This is a genomic window from Pseudomonas sp. TZ252, from assembly GCF_056110345.1.
In genome coordinates, this window is record NZ_CM148566.1 from 3,111,414 (window position 1) to 3,127,341 (window position 15,928).

General features: G+C 60.0%; 9 protein-coding genes, 1 tRNA gene and 2 pseudogenes. 1 reads left to right on the forward strand and 11 read right to left on the reverse strand.

Annotation, left to right across the window (positions count from 1 at the left end; all coding sequences use genetic code 11):
- Positions 1-52: 52 nt before the first annotated feature.
- From ACYAF3_RS14370 to rpsU, 10 genes and pseudogenes are all read right to left on the reverse strand, one after another.
- Positions 53-2,719 (reverse strand): TrlF family AAA-like ATPase, encoded by a 2,667-nt coding sequence (locus ACYAF3_RS14370; RefSeq protein ID WP_073658340.1) that lies wholly within the window; start codon positions 2,717-2,719, stop codon positions 53-55.
- Between the two features lie 122 nt (positions 2,720-2,841).
- A pseudogene (locus ACYAF3_RS14375) lies at positions 2,842-3,524 on the reverse strand (nuclease-related domain-containing protein).
- Positions 3,525-3,695: 171 nt separating this feature from the next.
- Positions 3,696-4,817, reverse strand: a complete 1,122-nt coding sequence (locus ACYAF3_RS14380; RefSeq protein ID WP_031685238.1) for a Fic family protein — start codon at positions 4,815-4,817, stop codon at positions 3,696-3,698.
- A gap of 261 nt (positions 4,818-5,078) precedes the next feature.
- Positions 5,079-5,213, reverse strand: a pseudogene (locus tag ACYAF3_RS14385) (integrase); the annotation flags it as partial.
- 153 nt (positions 5,214-5,366) lie between these two features.
- Positions 5,367-5,443: transfer RNA gene (locus ACYAF3_RS14390), tRNA-Ile, on the reverse strand.
- 16 nt (positions 5,444-5,459) lie between these two features.
- Positions 5,460-9,197: a bifunctional diguanylate cyclase/phosphodiesterase gene (locus ACYAF3_RS14395; protein ID WP_059303223.1), complete on the reverse strand. Its 3,738-nt coding sequence runs from the start codon at positions 9,195-9,197 to the stop codon at positions 5,460-5,462.
- 106 nt (positions 9,198-9,303) lie between these two features.
- The gene (gene rpoD / locus ACYAF3_RS14400; RefSeq protein ID WP_003085035.1) at positions 9,304-11,157 is read right to left on the reverse strand and encodes an RNA polymerase sigma factor RpoD; all 1,854 of its coding nucleotides are present in this window, start codon (positions 11,155-11,157) and stop codon (positions 9,304-9,306) included.
- A gap of 79 nt (positions 11,158-11,236) precedes the next feature.
- Complete coding sequence (gene dnaG, locus ACYAF3_RS14405; RefSeq protein ID WP_003160849.1) at positions 11,237-13,231, reverse strand: DNA primase; 1,995 nt, start codon at positions 13,229-13,231, stop codon at positions 11,237-11,239.
- 82 nt (positions 13,232-13,313) lie between these two features.
- The gene (locus tag ACYAF3_RS14410) at positions 13,314-13,763 is read right to left on the reverse strand and encodes a GatB/YqeY domain-containing protein (RefSeq protein WP_003085042.1); all 450 of its coding nucleotides are present in this window, start codon (positions 13,761-13,763) and stop codon (positions 13,314-13,316) included.
- Positions 13,764-13,832: 69 nt separating this feature from the next.
- A complete protein-coding gene (rpsU, locus tag ACYAF3_RS14415) occupies positions 13,833-14,048 on the reverse strand; it encodes a 30S ribosomal protein S21 (RefSeq protein WP_003085057.1) in 216 nt (71 codons plus the stop codon).
- Positions 14,049-14,248: 200 nt separating this feature from the next.
- Here rpsU and tsaD point away from each other — a divergent pair, with 200 nt between their 5' ends.
- On the forward strand, positions 14,249-15,274 hold the full coding sequence (tsaD, locus tag ACYAF3_RS14420; RefSeq protein WP_009875776.1) for a tRNA (adenosine(37)-N6)-threonylcarbamoyltransferase complex transferase subunit TsaD: 1,026 nt from the start codon (positions 14,249-14,251) through the stop codon (positions 15,272-15,274).
- A 78-nt stretch (positions 15,275-15,352) separates the two neighbouring features.
- On the opposite strand, the gene plsY is transcribed toward tsaD, so the two are convergent.
- Positions 15,353-15,922: a glycerol-3-phosphate 1-O-acyltransferase PlsY gene (plsY, locus tag ACYAF3_RS14425; RefSeq protein WP_003085061.1), complete on the reverse strand. Its 570-nt coding sequence runs from the start codon at positions 15,920-15,922 to the stop codon at positions 15,353-15,355.
- Between the last annotated feature and the right edge of the window lie 6 nt (positions 15,923-15,928).

The following is a 15,928-nucleotide window of genomic DNA, read 5'->3' on the forward strand; positions in this document are numbered from 1 at the left end:
AACCAGAGGTGACGCGAGTGAAGGTTGCTGAACACAAGCAGCCAAATAATATTTATATTATTCCATATTTCTTTTCTCGATTCTCGAACGCAGTGTGGCCGCCCTCCAGAATACGACATACCATCGCTTTTATTCCATCGCCATTCTTGACGTCTCCATCTTCGAGAGCGCCACAAGAGTATGATATTAGCTCGCCATCGTTATTTGCGACTAAAATTTGCTCTGCGTCTGAGTTAACTACCAAGTTTGCGTTATGAGTGACAATTATAACTTGTCGATATTTTTTTATCGATTTGAAGAGTGGGACGAGTTCTGAAACAATAAATTCATTGTCTAAGTCATCCTCGGGTTGATCGAAAACAAAGGGGCTGCCGAATGGATCCGTTGCTAATTTCAGGCAAACATAAAATGTTCCCCGCTGCCCGACTGAAAGTTTGTTTACTGGTCTACCTTTGTAGGTAAATTCCGCATTAACATAGAGGTAATTCTTAATTGATCTTGGGCTAAACAGATAGTTCATTAGCTCATATCGTCCTCCTTGGTTGAAATATTCATCCTTCCAGAAGAAATCTTCTATGCTACTTGGCTCTCCATTTAGCAAGATGATTTTTTGGCCGGTTAGCAATTTGAATAATGAATGTCTATCTGAAACATTGAAAGTTTCTTCAAGTTTTTGTCTAGTGGTCTTTTCTGCAGAGGATCTAAATTTTCCTTTATTGATGCACTGTTCTAAGCCTGAGTAAAATCTTTCGTCATCAAACAATATTTCTCCCGATATATTTATGCTTTTAAGTATGTCTTGAACGATTTTATTTTGCTCCTCACTCCACTCTGGGTTGGTCTGTTGCAGCGCACCAAAGGCTGAGTCAATAGACATCCTATTCTGCTCGACGTATATATCGTAAGTCGCTGAAAGTTCAGCGCGCTTTTTAATCAGCGTGTGGTATCGCTCAGTGCGGTCATTTATTTCAGTTAGCTTTTGCTTGGCTTGGTCTATCGAGTATTGATATTCGTTTACTTTTGAAAGTAGAGATGAGATGTCTTGGTTTATTCCTTGTTTAGCAAACTCAGCCTTTATTTCGTCGTTTGAACTCTTAAGCCTTTCGGAAGCTTGGTTCGCCGATTCAATATTTTCAGCTAGTCCGAGTAAGGCGTTTCCTGCATCTATCTGAATGATTTTAATGTTAGCGTCAGCAAGGCTATTGTAGTCGGAGATTCGCTCGTTGATTTGTTTTAGTGTGCGCTCTATGAGTGCTTTTAGTTCATTTGACGTGGTTATAAAGTTTGCTTTCGAGTTTATCTGGCTCGTGTTTTCTTGGTACCTTGCTATTAATGATTTGTTTTGGTCGCTGGTCAAGGTGCTTATTAGTTGCGTATTCCTGTCTATGATTGTTTTTTGATATTCTGGCGTATTTATAGGCTGCCCGTTTTGGTCAGTTGTAAGCCAAAAGTCTATAAAATCTCTATAGGCACCAAGATTTTCTGATAGCTCTTGAGTGGTTACACTATCAAACTCTTCCTCTCGGATGCCGAGCATTCTTTTGATTTCATGGCTAAGTGAGTTAGGGTTTTTGCTGAAATTATGAATGTCTCCTTGTGATACATGTAGGTAGGAGTAGGCGTCACTTGTTAGATCATCGAACTCTATTTCTTTTCCGAAAGCACCGCCTTGATTTAGGGTTATTGATAAATTCTCTACGGATATTTGACGAACTCTTTCAGTGCTGGCTTGGTTGGTTAGTCTCGACAGCATTGAGTCTAGGAATACGCTTTTTCCTGTGCCTCGCCCTCCGATGATGGCAACTAAATTTGGATTTAGTGGGATGCTCTGCTCTTGAAATCGGAGTTCTTCGCCTTTAAATATCTTTCCTGAGACGGATATTCTACTAAAGTACGGCTTTACGAATGTTTTTTCAGTGAAGTTGTCAGTCTGTTGTACTCTGTCACTTGGTTCAAAAACTGTCTGCTTTAACCCCTGGAAACTCGGGCTGGCTTTGACCCATGTATATTTAGTCCCCACAGATTCAATGTTGTGTGCATCCGAACAAACAAAGACCGGTTTTGCAGTTGCGCCGTCATATCTTTCTTCTCTCAGGAAGAAGTTTCTATCTCTATCTCTACCTAAGACAATTTGGCCTACCTTGTCGATTTCTTTCGCGATTGCGACTGAACGGCCCTCATTTCTCTCAGGTTGGAAACCACCGTAACCACACGGGCATATTGCTACTAAGAAATCTTGGCCAAGACGCAAGCTTCCTTCAAGGTGGTTGAGCAGTGATTTAGTGTCTACCACTACTTCGGATATTTTTACATCATGTTCTCTGAAAGATTCCTCTGAGCACCATATGCTCTTTCCGCTGTCAGTCGTATTGGTTATTACAAATTTGGAAAGCAATGCATTTATTTCTTTTGTTGTTACGTGTTCTGAAAATATAACATGGATGTTTATCCACTCTCCCTCCTTGTTGGGTTGGCTTATTCTGAATTCCAAGTTGCCAAGAACTTCGGTTTTGCAGTCTAATTGCCTCAGAGCGTTCCTAACGAGCTCAAGCTCATTTTCTTTGAAGAAAAAATAATTAGTCACACCGACTAGCGATAGCTCACTTTCCGCTATTTTTCTTGCGTAATCATCAATTGTTGAAGCTTTAAATTGATTGTTCAGGTTTGTAAGTGGGCTGTGTAAGTGAATGTCCCATTTTCCCCATACCGATCCACGCATTTTCATTATCCTTGTGTTCGCTTAAATCTTTTATTAGATAAATTTTCTTGGCTAGTCAATATTCCCGTTTATAAAGCTTGGGCAATAGGGCATAGACCACGATTTCCTGTTTCACATGCATTTCAAAGCCCCTGCATCGCCCGGCATTTGGGAAGCGCCGAGCAACCCCAGAACTGCGCCGCTTGAGGTTCTGTACATGCTCGCGGTGCGTAGCGAGGGTTGGCGCGCAGCGGCTGGCTTGCAGCGCGTGCAGCATGCCGTTCACTTCCGCCTCACTGAATACCGGCTGCCGGAATGACTGGATATAGCGAATAAAGCAGATGCCTTTGGTGACGTTGGCCGTCACTTCAGTCTTGAAGGTGCTGCCGCCGACAAAGGTGATGACCAAGTGCAGATGCTCGGGGCTGACGCCCAGGGTGGCTTCCAGAGCTTTGAGGTGCTTGTAGTTCTGCCGTAGCGGGTTCTGGAATTTGAAGATGCGTTTGTAGAGCTTCGGCGTCCACTGGGCCTGTTTCTCGCTGCCGAAGATCCAGCCGGTCATGTTCTTCGTTTCCAGCACGAAGATGCCGTAGGGCGAGAGAAATACGTGGTCGATCTGCGTGGTGCCGTCTGGCGTGTTCAGGGTAACGTTGTGCAGGCGCCGGTAGATTTGCTTGTCCAGCTGCCAGTGGGCGAACAGGCGCACCAGCAGTTCACCGATCTGCCCCTTGGCCCAGGGAGATTTGAGCAGGCCGATCAGCAGGGCCGCCGGGATAAACCAGGTCAGCATGCCCCAGGCCTGGGCGACTATCGGGCTGTAATCCATTTTCTTCCTTGAGCAGAGCTGCTTGATGGCTGGGCGAGCAGATGTGCCGAAATCCAGTTGCCTGGCACTGATTCGGATAATGGCTAATTGATTTCAATGGCTCAAGGGGGGCGCGACCATTGTCCTATGGCGCGATGACGCATCAAGGACTGATGAGCCCGGTGCAGGCGCTCAGCGTGCTATCTGGTAACGGGTGCTACGCCCTCTGCCGGGCAGTCGCTCGATGCAGCCCTTTTCCAGCAGGTCGCTCAGGTGGCGGGTCGCGGTGGCTTTGGAAACCTTGGCCACAGCTTGGTATTGAGCGGCACTGATTCCGTCCTCGAAACCCCTTTCGCCGCCATCGAGCAGGCGGTTAAGCACTTTGACTTGCTCCGCCGATAGGGTTTGGCTGCGGTGTGCCTGCCAGAAGCGCGCCTTGACCAGCACGCGGTCGATACGAGCAAGAGCCTGCTCCAGGCTGTTGAGCAACGTCGCGAGAAACCATTGCAGCCAGTTGGTGATATCCAGCGTGCTTTTCTGACTTGCTTCGAGAATGCGGTAGTAACCGGCGCGGTCGTCGAGGATGCTCGCAGACATGGCGTAGAAGCGAATGGCTTGCTGCTCACCCTGAGCCAATGCCAGATCGGTGATAGCGCGGGTGAGGCGACCGTTGCCGTCGTCGAAGGGGTGCAGGGTCACGAACCAGAAATGTGCGATGCCGGCGCGCAGAAAGGGATCGAGGCTGGCATCGCGGCGGCTGCTCTCGAACCAGGCGAGAAAGTCCGCCAGTTGCGCTTCCAGCCCCGCGCGGGGAGGGGCTTCGAAATGGACTGTCGGGCGGTCGATGCGACCGGAAACCACCTGCATGGGCTCTTCGCCACGCAGTGCACCGATGTGTAGCGGTCGAGTCAGCAGTTGCTCATCAGTGGGGAATAGCCAACGGTGCCAGGTGAACAGTCGCTGTTCGTCTAGCGGCTCTTGATGTGCGTGGGTGGCATCGAGCAGCAGTTCCGCCAGGCCTTCGGAGCGAGAGGTGGTTCGACCTTCTTCGTGCAATCCCAGTCGCCGTGCCAGTGATGAGCGCACCGAACCGACATTCAGTTGCTCTCCCTCAATGGCTGAAGAGGTGACGATGTTCTGCAGCATGGCATCCAGGCTGCTCTGCACTTCGGTGTCACTCCCCACGGCACCGAGCATTCCTAACAAACGACCCTGAGCCTGGCTACAGGAGCGCAGCAGTGGTGCAAGCGCTTCGGCTTGCCAGTTGAACTGCGGCCAGTCGGGCTGCTGCCAGATCCAGAGTGGGTCGTTCATAAGGGATATTCATGAGCCGATTAGAGAGCCTATTCGGCTCATTTTGTGAGCCGATAATGGCAACTATTCGGCTCACTGTCTAATTCTCAAGCTGGGTTGATAGCTTGATGAGCATGCCTGTTCAGGGTGACTGAGTCAGCTAAAGCGCCTGTTTCAGCACGTCAAAAACCTTGTGGACAGAGGTCGGCCGTACCCCTTGGGCATCGATAAAATTTGATGCAGGGACATGTAGCTCTCGGGCTACAAAATGGGGGCAGGTCACATGCGCTCGGAGCCGCAGTGCTGGATGTACACGCCGCGTACCATCTCGTCTTCGGTGCGGCGTGCCCAGTCTTCGGCGTCGCGCTTGGTGCGGAAGGTTTTTTCGTTGGTCGGCCAATCCGTTTTGCGGCCCACGGGAAGGGGGGACGACTGTTGCCATCAGATAAGGACTCCAAAGGCAAACTGGCTAACCAGTACTGTACCGACTTTGTACCTTTTGGCCATGGAGTCGTTTATCAGGCCACTACCCTAGAAAGCGCAAAGCCGCGCAGTGCGCGGCTTTGAAGGTGGTGGGCCCACACGGACTCGAACCGTGGACCAAAGGATTATGAGTCCTCTGCTCTAACCGACTGAGCTATAGGCCCCCAGAAGGTCGGCGGATTATACCGGCGCTTCTCGGGGAGCGCCAATCGGCTGGCGCGGTTTGAGGAATTTGCTGGCGAACAGCTCGGCGGGCAGCGGCGGGCTGAGGACGAAGCCCTGGATCTGCTCGCAGCCTTCGTGGGTGAGGAAGCTCTGCTGGCCTTCGGTTTCCACGCCTTCGGCGATCACCGTGAGCTGCATGCTGCGGCCGAGGGCGATGATGGCGCGGGTGATGGCGGCATCGTGGGGATCGTCGGGGAGGCCGCGGATGAACGACTTGTCGATCTTCAGGATGTCCAGCGGCAGGCGCTTGAGGTAGCTGAGCGAGGAGTAGCCGGTGCCGAAGTCGTCGATCGCCAGCTGTACGCCGAGGCGCTTGAGGCCGTGGAGGACGGCGAGGGCCTCCTCGGTCTGGTTCATGATGAAGCTCTCGGTGATTTCCAGTTGCAGCCGCGACGGTTCCAGGCCGGACTGCTCCAGCAGTTGCTCGAGGCGTTCGATCAGTTGCGGCTGGCCGAGCTGGGCGCCGGCGAGGTTGACCGACAGCGGGCCGAACGGCGCGTGCAGCTTTTGCCATTCGCCCATCTGCTGGCAGGCGTGTTCCAGCACCCAGTCGCCGAGGGGCAGGATCAGGCCGCAATCCTCGGCGAGGGGGATGAAGCGCTCCGGGGAAATTTCCCCGAACAGCGGATGGTACCAGCGCACCAGTGCCTCGGCGCCGACCAGCAAGCCGCTCTCCAGGCTCAGCTTGGGTTGGTAGTAGAGCTGCAACTCGTCGCGCTCGAGGGCGCGGCGCAGTTCGGTTTCCAGCGCCATGCGCTCGGTGGCCAGGTAGGTCAGTTCGCGGGTGTAGTACTCGATGCGGCTGCGGCCCCGCGACTTGGCGCGGTACATGGCGGCGTCGGCGTTCTTCACCAGGGTCGGGGCGTCGTCGCCGTCCTTGGGGAACAGGGCGATGCCGACGCTGGCGCTGACGAAGAATTCATGACCGTCGGCCTGGAACGGCGCGGTGAAGGCATTCAGCAGCTTGCGCGCGACGTGCTCGGCGTCGCTTTCCTGGTGCAGGCCGGGGAGCAGGATGATGAATTCGTCGCCTCCCAGGCGGGCCACGGTATCGACGTCGCGCAACTGGTCGCGCAGGCGTTCGGCGATGGCCTTGAGCAGCAGGTCGCCGATGGGATGGCCGAGGCTGTCGTTGATGTGCTTGAAGCGGTCCAGGTCGATGAACAGCACGGCGCCGGGACGGCTCTCTTCGCGGGCCTCGTCGAGGGCGTGATTGAGCCGGCTCTCGAACAGCAGGCGATTGGGCAGGCCGGTGAGCGGATCGTGGTGGGCCTGGTAGTCGAGCCGGGCCTGGGCGTATTTGAGGGTGGAGATATCGGCGAAGACGCCGACGAAGTGGGTGATCTCGCCCTGCGGATTGTGTACCGCGCTGATGGTCAGCCATTCGGGGTACAGCTCGCCGGTCTTGCGTCGGTTCCAGATCTCGCCCTGCCAGTGCCCGTCGCGCTCCAGCTGGTTCCACATGGCGAGGTAGAAGCTGGAGTCGTGTTGTCCGGAGGAGAGCAGGCTGGGCGAGCGTCCCAGCGCCTCCTGCTCGCTGTAGCCGGTGATCTCGCTGAAGGCGCGGTTGACCGCGGTGATGCGTTGGCGGGTATCGGTGATCATCACGCCTTCGGCGGTGCTTTCGAAGACGGTGGCGGCCTGCTGCAGCTTCTCCTGCATGAGCTGGCGCTCGGTGATATCGCGGGCGATGGTCAGCACGCAGTCCTCGCCATCGATGCTGATCCGGTGGGCGGACATCTCGCACTGGCGGATGCCACCGTTGCGGTCCCGTACAGGGGCGGTGAAGCCCTGGGTCAGGGTGTGGTGGCGTACCAGCGAGATCAGGCGCTTGCGGTCCTCGGTGTCGACCCACAGGCCGAGTTCGAGCGTGGAGCGGGAGATGACCTCGTCGCGGCGGTAGCCGGTGAGACGGGTGAAGCCTTCGTTCACGTCGATCAGCGTGCCGTCTTCGAGGCTGCTGATCAGCAGACCGTCGGGGTAGGCATGGAAGGCGTTGGCGAACTTCTCCTCGGAGATCCGCAGCAGTTCCTGGGTCTCCACCAGGTGGGTGATGTCGCGGATCACCACCACCAGCGCCGGGGTCTGGTCGAGGGCCACGTGCTGGGCGCTGAGCAGCGCGCTGAAGGTACTGCCATTGCGGCGCCGCAGGGGCACCTCGAGGTTGGTCAGGTTGCCGTGGCCGAGCTTTTCCAGGACCTGCGGGCCCAGGCCGGGGAGTGCCCAGATGCCCAGTTCGGTGGCGGTCTTGCCGATGGCGTCGTCGGCGGCGATGCCGATCTGCTGCTCGAAGGTGTTGTTCACCGCGAGGAAGCGGCCGTCGGCGCCATTGGCCAGTACCACCATGTCCGGACAGTGGTGGAACACCGAAGCGAACTTCTGTTCGGACAGGCGCATGGCCTGCTCGGTGAGCTTGGCCTCGGTGATGTCGATCATCAGACCGCGCAGGAGCAGGTCCCGGCCTTGCGCGATCGGGGTGACCAGATCGCGAATCCAGACCACCCGGCCGTCGGCGGCGAGCATCCGGTAGTCGAAGCTGTGGTCGCGTCCGGCCTGGCTTTCGCTCATGCAGTAGTGGATGGCGTACTCGGCGTCCATGGGGTGCAGGGTCCGCTGCCAGAAGCCCGGCTGCAGCCATTCGCCGAGGGGATAGCCGAGCAGGCGTTCGGCGTGGGGCGAGACGTAGGTGAAGCGGTTCTCCTCGAGGCGCATTTCCCAGGCAATGGCATTCAGGCTTTCCACCAGTCCCCGGTAGTGCTGTTCGCTGTCGCGCAGTTCGCGCTCCAATTGCCGCCGGCGACTCACCTCGCGGCGCAGGCGGCGGTTCATGGCCAGCAGTATGGCGACCGAGACCAGGATCAGCAGGACGATGGGAAGGCCGTAGGTCGCCATCTCGCGCCAGGCCGGACGTCGGTCGAGCAGGCCGCCGACCCAGGGGGCCTGGAGTCGCTCGATCTCCTCGGCGCTGAGGTCGGCGAGGACCTTGTCGACGATCCCGGCGAGGATCGGTTGTCCGCGCGGCACGGCCATCGCCAGTTGGTAGCGGTATGGCGTCTCGCCGCTGATCTCCAGGCCGTTGAGCTTGAGCTGGCGGAGGTTCCATACGCTGGAGGCGAAGTCGCCGACGAAGGCGTCGGCCTGGCCGGTGGCCAGCGCCTGCAGGGCTGCCGCTACCGAAGGCAGCGGCAGCAGGGTGAGGTCGGGATGCTGGGCGATCAGCAGTTCGTGAGGAGCATAGTGGTCGACCACCGCGACCTTGAGTCCGTAGAGCTCGTCGATGCGCTTCGGCATCGGGCCGTTCTTGCGTGCCAGGATGATGATCGGGAAATCCAGGTAGGGCCGGGTGAAGCTCAGGTACTCCTGGCGCTCCGGGGTAGCCATGATGCCGGGCAGCAGGTCTAGCCGACCGTCCTTGGCCTGCTCCAGGACCTGCGTCCAGGTCTTCGGTTCGACAGGCGTCAGGCTGACGCCCAGGCGTTCCTGCAGCAGGCCGACGTAGCCGGCGGCGAGTCCCTGGTAGCGGCCCTGTTCGTCGCGGAACTCGAATGGCGGCCAGGAGGTGTCCACGCCCAGGCGGATGCTCGGGTGCTCGGCCAGCCAGGCCCGTTCCTCGGGCGTGAGCGTGAGGGCGCCGGCCAGCCCCGGCCAGCAGCAGGCCAGACACAGGAGAAGCACGGCCTGCAGACGCTGCATGAGGCGGTCTCGCGGTGGACGGGAATATAAGCGGAAGTGTAGACGCCGGGCGGCGGGGCAAGCGGCAAAGAAAAACCCCCGGTTTTTCAGGCCGGGGGTTCGTTCGTCACTCGTCGAGGAAGGAGCGCAGGTGCTCGCTTCGCGACGGATGGCGCAGCTTGCGCAACGCCTTGGCTTCGATCTGGCGGATCCGCTCGCGGGTCACATCGAACTGCTTGCCGACTTCCTCGAGGGTGTGGTCGGTGTTCATGTCGATGCCGAAGCGCATGCGCAGCACCTTGGCTTCCCGGGCAGTGAGGCCGGCGAGGACTTCGCGGGTGGATTCCTTGAGGCTCTCGCTGGTCGCCATCTCGATCGGCGACTGCATGGTGGAGTCCTCGATGAAATCGCCCAGGTGCGAATCTTCGTCGTCACCGATTGGGGTTTCCATGGAGATCGGCTCTTTGGCGATCTTCAGTACCTTGCGGATCTTGTCCTCAGGCATGTCCATGCGCTCGCCAAGCTCTTCCGGGGTGGGCTCGCGACCCATTTCCTGGAGCATCTGGCGGGAGATGCGGTTGAGCTTGTTGATCGTCTCGATCATGTGCACCGGGATGCGGATGGTGCGTGCCTGGTCGGCGATCGAACGGGTGATCGCCTGGCGAATCCACCAGGTGGCGTAGGTGGAGAACTTGTAGCCGCGACGGTATTCGAACTTGTCCACCGCCTTCATCAGGCCGATGTTGCCTTCCTGGATCAGGTCGAGGAATTGCAGGCCGCGGTTGGTGTACTTCTTGGCGATGGAAATCACCAGGCGCAGGTTGGCCTCGACCATTTCCTTCTTCGCCCGGCGAGCCTTGGCTTCGCCGATCGACATCGCGCGGTTGATTTCCTTGATCTCGGCGACGGTCAGCTCGACCTCGCTTTCCAGGGCCGCCAGCTTCTGCTGGTTGCGCAGGATGTCGTCGCGCAGGCGCTCGATGGCCTCGGCGTACTTCGGCTTGCTCTTCAGGACGCTGTCGACCCACTTCTCGTCGGTCTCGTGGTTCGGGAACAGGCGCAGGAAGTCGGCACGCGGCATGCGCGCGTCACGCACGCAGAGCTGCATGATGGCGCGTTCCTGGGCGCGCACGCCTTCCAGGGCGGAGCGCACGCGGGCGACCAGGGCGTCGAACTGCTTGGGCACCAGCTTGATCGGCATGAACAGCTCGGCCAGGCCGGTGAGTTCGGCGGTGGCCTGCTTGCTGCCGCGACCGTGCTTCTTCAGGGCCTTCTTGGCCTTGTCGAGCTGCTCGGAGACCGCGGTGAAACGCAGGCGGGCTTCTTCCGGATCCGGACCGCCGTCGCCTTCGTCGTCGCTGTCGCTGCTGTCGTCGCTTTCTTCTTCCTCGTCGTCCTTCTCTTTCGAGTCGGCGGAATCGTCCTTCAGGTTGACCGGCTCCACCTCTTCGGCGGGCAGGCTGCCGTCATCGGGATCGATATAGCCGCTGAGGACGTCGGAGAGGCGACCGCCTTCGGCGACGATGCGATTGTAGTCGGCCAGGATGCTGTCCACCGTGCCCGGGAACTGGGCGATGGCGCTCATCACTTCGCGGATGCCTTCCTCGATGCGCTTGGCGATTTCGATCTCGCCTTCGCGGGTCAGCAGTTCCACGGTACCCATTTCACGCATGTACATGCGCACCGGGTCGGTGGTGCGACCGATGTCGCTTTCCACCGCGGCCAGGGCCGCTGCGGCTTCTTCCGCTGCGGCTTCGTCGGTATCCGCCTCGGCCAGCAACAGGGCATCCGCATCCGGGGCTGTCTCGAATACGTTGATCCCCATGTCGTTGATCATGCGGATGATGTCTTCCACCTGTTCCGGATCGGAAATATCCTCCGGCAGGTGGTCGTTGACCTCCGCGTAAGTCAGGTATCCCTGCTCACGGCCTCGGGCGATCAACTCTTTCAGACGAGATTGCTGTTGCGCTTTTCCGGACATAACACCCTATCCACTGAAGGTCTTGGCGGGCAAAAAATAAGCAGAGGATTATACCTGATGCCTGGGCTGAGGCGCCAGTTCAGCTCTGGGAAGGCGATGAAGCGGCAACACTGTAGTGCTCTCTGAGCAAGGCTTTCTCTTCATCGGTCAGTTCACTGTAGCTCTTCTGCATGACGCTGCGTAAACGCTCCTCCCGCTCGCCGAAACGCTGGCTCTCGGAGAGTTTAGTAATGGTGTCGAAGAACTGCTTTTCAAGGTTCTCCTGGACGATCAGCCACTCCTTCTCGCCCAGGGCCTGCAGCAGGCGGCCCTGGGGCGTGCCGTGCCAGCGCGCGATGAGTTGCATCGAGCTCTGCCGCGGGTTCTTCTGCAGGGCTTCCAGCAGGGACACCAGCAACTGGGCGTAGGTATCCTGCTCCCTGGCGAGGGTGCCCGCATCGTCGACCTTCAAGGCCAACTGCGGATGATGCAGCAAGGTGCGCAGGGCGTTGAGGGTGGTGGACTCCACGCTTACCGGCGTTCGTTGCGGAGCCTTGAAGTCGCCGCGGCCGCCTTTGTCCCACTTCTTCTTGCCATCCCACTTCTTGCCGTCCCAGGGCTTCTTGTCCTTGTTCCAGCTCTTGCGCGGTTGCGCCTCGCCATAGCCTGGCGCAGCGTCGAACGGCGCATGGGAGGGCTCGTTCTCGTAGTAGGCGCTGGCGGCGAAATAGTCGTCGCCGTCCAAGGTGCCGCTCGCTCCGTGATCCATGGACGACGGCGGCGGGCTGTGGTGCGCCAGTTGTCCGATGTTTTCGCCGGACAGGCCGGTGATTTCCGACAGACGTTGCCGCATCAGCAGGCGCAGGTTGTTCCCGGGAATCTTCTCCAGCAGCGGCGCGGCGAGGGTCGCCAGGTGGGCCTTGCCTTCCAGGGTGGCGGGGTCGGCCTCCAGCATCAGTTGCTGGAAGAAGTACTCCGCCAGCGGCTGGGCCTGCTGGGTGATGCGTGCGCGGAAGGCATCCTCGCCCTCGGCGCGTACCAGGCTGTCCGGGTCCTCGCCCTCGGGGAGGAACAGGAAGCGCACGCGCTTGCCGTCCTGCAGGTTCGGCAGCACCGACTCCAGGGCGCGCCAGGCCGCCTTGCGGCCGGCCTGGTCGCCGTCGAAACAGAACAGGATGCTCGGTACCAGGCGGAACAGGCGCTTGATGTGTTCCTCGCTGGTCGCCGTGCCGAGGGTCGCCACCGCGTTGTGGATGCCTTGCTGGGCCAGGGCGATGACATCCATGTAGCCCTCGACCACCATGATCTCGTCGAGGTCGCGATTCTTCTGCCGGGCCTCGTAGAGTCCGTAGAGTTCCTGGCCCTTGTGGAAGACCGGAGTCTCCGGGGAGTTCAGGTACTTCGGCTTGTCGTCGCCGAGCACCCGGCCGCCGAAGGCGATGATCCGCCCGCGGCTGTCGCGGATCGGGAACATCACGCGATCGCGGAAGCGGTCGTAGCGCTTGCCGGTGTCGCTGTTCTCCACCAGCAGGCCGGCGTCGAGCATGGCCTTGAGTTGCAGGTTGTCGCCACCCAGGTGCTTGAGCAGGTTGTCCCAGCCGGGCGGGGCGAAACCGAGGCCGAAGTCGCGGGCGATCTCGCCGGTCAGGCCGCGGCCCTTCAGGTAGTTCACCGCGGCTTTGCGCGCGGGGTGGCTTTTCAGCGCCTGCTTGTAGAACTCGGCGGCGGCGCTGAGCAGCGGGTAGAGCGGCGAGTCGGTCGGCTGGCGCGGCGTGTGCCCGCGTCCGCCGCGTTCCTCGCGCGGCACGTCCATGCCGGCGCGCTTGGCCAGTTCCTCGACCGCCTGGGGGAACTCCAGCTGGTCGTGGTCCATGACGAAGCCGAGCGCGTTGCCGCCGGCGCCGCAGCCGAAGCAGTAGTAGAACTGCTTGTCCGGGCTGACGGTGAACGAGGGAGTCTTTTCCTTGTGGAACGGGCAGCAGGCGCTGTAGTTCTTGCCGGTTTTCTTCAGTTGGATGCGTGAACTCACCACCTCGACGATGTCGGTGCGGTTCAGCAGGTCATCGATGAAGCTTTGCGGTATCAGGCCGGCCATGGTGTTCTCGAAAACGACGGCGCGTGGGCGCAGAGCGGCAGCATAGCAATTATCGCCGGGCCGATCAGGCCGGCGCGGTGTTTCAGGAGGAGAGGCGCGCCTTCAGGCGCTGGCTGACCTGTGCCATGTCGACGCGACCCTGGACCTGCGGTCGCAGCAGGTTCATCGCCTTGCCCATGTCCTGCGGACCCTGGGCGCCGCTGTCGACGATGCTGCGCTCGATCAGGGCGTCGATCTCATGGTCGTCCAGGGGCTTGGGCATGAAGTCCTGGAGCACGAGGATCTCGGCAGCCTCGACCTCGGCGAGGTCCTGGCGGCCGGCGTCGCTGAACTGGCGCTGGGCGTCGCGGCGCTGCTTGATCATCCGGTCGAGGATCAGCAGGGCTCGGGCGTCATCCACCTCGATGCGTTCGTCGACTTCGACGCGCTTGATGTCCGCGAGGGCCAGGCGCAACGTGGTCAGCCGCGGCTTGTCCTGGGCGCGCATGGCGACCTTGACGGCGTCGAGGAGGCGGGATTTGATTTCGCTCATGGCGGAAAGCCGAAAGCCCGGCCGGGGCCGGGCTGAGGCACGATCACTGACGCGTGGGCGTCGAGTGGATCAGTACAGGCGCTCGCGACGGCGCTGTTCGCGCTGTACTTTCTTCGCGTGGCGCTTCACTGCGGCAGCGGCCTTGCGCTTGCGCTCGGCAGTGGGCTTCTCGTAGAACTCGCGGCTGCGAACTTCAGCCAGTACACCTGCTTTTTCGCAGGAGCGCTTGAAACGACGCAGGGCTACGTCGAAGGGTTCGTTCTCTTTTACTTTGACGGCTGGCATCCAGGTCGTACCTTCACTGATTACCGGGGGTTGAACGTACTCCGGCAAGGTGGCGCGGATACGTCGGTTTTCAAGGGTTGCGGATATTAACGGTTCGGCCGGAGGAATGCAAAGCCTCCGATCGAAAAACACTGGTCTGGCGCAAAGCCGCCGATTATCATGCGCGGCTTCGTATTTGCCAAGCTCTAAGGCTCAAGCCCATGCGCGTGCTGGGACTGGAAACGTCCTGCGACGAAACCGGCGTCGCCCTTTACGACAGCGAACGCGGCCTGCTGGCCGACGCGCTGTTCAGTCAGATCGACCTCCATCGCGTCTACGGCGGCGTCGTGCCCGAGCTGGCCTCGCGCGACCACGTCAAGCGCATGCTGCCGCTGATCCGCCAGGTGCTCGACGAGTCCGGCTGCACGCCGGCGGATATCGACGCGATCGCCTATACCGCCGGCCCCGGCCTGGTCGGCGCCCTGCTGGTGGGGGCTTCCTGTGCCCAGGCGATGGCCTTCGCCTGGGGCGTGCCGGCGGTCGGCGTGCACCACATGGAAGGGCACCTGCTGGCGCCGATGCTGGAAGAGCAGCCACCGCAGTTCCCGTTCGTCGCCTTGCTGGTTTCCGGCGGTCACACCCAGTTGGTGCGGGTGGACGGCATCGGTCGCTACCAGTTGCTTGGCGAATCGGTGGACGATGCCGCCGGCGAAGCCTTCGACAAGACCGCCAAGCTGATCGGCCTGGGCTATCCCGGCGGTCCGGAAATCGCCCGCCTGGCGGAGCTCGGCACTCCTGGCCGCTTCGTGTTCCCGCGGCCGATGACCGATCGCCCCGGCCTGGACTTCAGCTTCAGCGGGCTCAAGACCTTTACCCTGAACACCTGGCAGCGTTGCGTCGAGGCCGGCGACGACAGCGAGCAGACCCGCTGCGACATCGCCCTGGCGTTCCAGACCGCGGTGGTCGAGACCCTGCTGATCAAGTGCCGTCGCGCCTTGAAGCAGACCGGCCTGAAGAACCTGGTGATCGCCGGCGGCGTCAGCGCCAACCAGGCGCTGCGCAGCGGCCTGGAAAAGATGCTCGGCGAAATGAAGGGGCAGGTGTTCTACGCCCGCCCGCGCTTCTGCACCGACAATGGCGCGATGATCGCCTACGCCGGCTGCCAGCGCCTGCTCGCCGGCCAGCATGACGGCCCGGCGATCAGCGTCCAGCCGCGCTGGCCGATGGAGTCGCTGCCGGCGGTCTGAGTGGCCGCCAGGTCGCAGTCAGGCAGGTGTCGATGACGCAGCTGGGCCAGACTGCATGAAGTTTTTTCCTTTTATGGATTAGAAATGCCGTTCGCGGCCGGCGAACAGATCGCGTAAGTTGGCGCGGTGCCGCCAGACGATCAGGCCGGTCAGCACGGTCATCGGCAGCAGCGCTCCGGGCTGCTGCCAGGCCAGCAACGGCAGGGTCAGCGGGGTGGCCACCAGCGAGGCGAGCGAGCTGGTGCGCGACAGCTTGAAGGTCAGCAGCCAGGCCGCCGCGGCCAGCAGTACGGCCGGCGGATAGAGGCCGAGGAGCATGCCCGCGGCGGTGGCGACACCCTTGCCGCCGCGGAAGTTGAAGTACAGCGGGTACAGGTGGCCGATCACGGCGGCGATGCCGACCCAGGCCTCCTCCATCACGCCGAGCCCCAGCCAGCGGGCGACCAGCACCGGCAGCAGGCCTTTGCCGACGTCGCCGAGCAGGGTCAGGATGGCGAGTTTCTTCCCGGCGACGCGCAGCATGTTGGTCGCGCCGGGGTTGCCGGAACCGCTGGCGCGCGGGTCCTGGGTGCCGAACCAGCGGCTGAGCAGGACGGCGAAGGAGAGGGAACCGAGCAGGTAGGCGAGGATCGCCAGTAGCCAGACCATGGATTC

Excerpts from the sequence above, each read along its gene's own strand:
- ACYAF3_RS14370 (WP_073658340.1), bottom strand. The coding sequence starts at position 2,719 with ATGCGTGGATCGGTATGGGGAAAATGGGACATTCACTTACACAGCCCA.
- ACYAF3_RS14380 (WP_031685238.1), bottom strand. The coding sequence starts at position 4,817 with ATGAACGACCCACTCTGGATCTGGCAGCAGCCCGACTGGCCGCAGTTC.
- rpsU (WP_003085057.1), bottom strand. The coding sequence starts at position 14,048 with ATGCCAGCCGTCAAAGTAAAAGAGAACGAACCCTTCGACGTAGCCCTG.
- rpoD (WP_003085035.1), bottom strand. The coding sequence starts at position 11,157 with ATGTCCGGAAAAGCGCAACAGCAATCTCGTCTGAAAGAGTTGATCGCC.
- ACYAF3_RS14410 (WP_003085042.1), bottom strand. The coding sequence starts at position 13,763 with ATGAGCGAAATCAAATCCCGCCTCCTCGACGCCGTCAAGGTCGCCATG.
- dnaG (WP_003160849.1), bottom strand. The coding sequence starts at position 13,231 with ATGGCCGGCCTGATACCGCAAAGCTTCATCGATGACCTGCTGAACCGC.
- ACYAF3_RS14395 (WP_059303223.1), bottom strand. The coding sequence starts at position 9,197 with ATGCAGCGTCTGCAGGCCGTGCTTCTCCTGTGTCTGGCCTGCTGCTGG.
- plsY (WP_003085061.1), bottom strand. The coding sequence starts at position 15,922 with ATGGTCTGGCTACTGGCGATCCTCGCCTACCTGCTCGGTTCCCTCTCC.
- tsaD (WP_009875776.1), top strand. The coding sequence starts at position 14,249 with ATGCGCGTGCTGGGACTGGAAACGTCCTGCGACGAAACCGGCGTCGCC.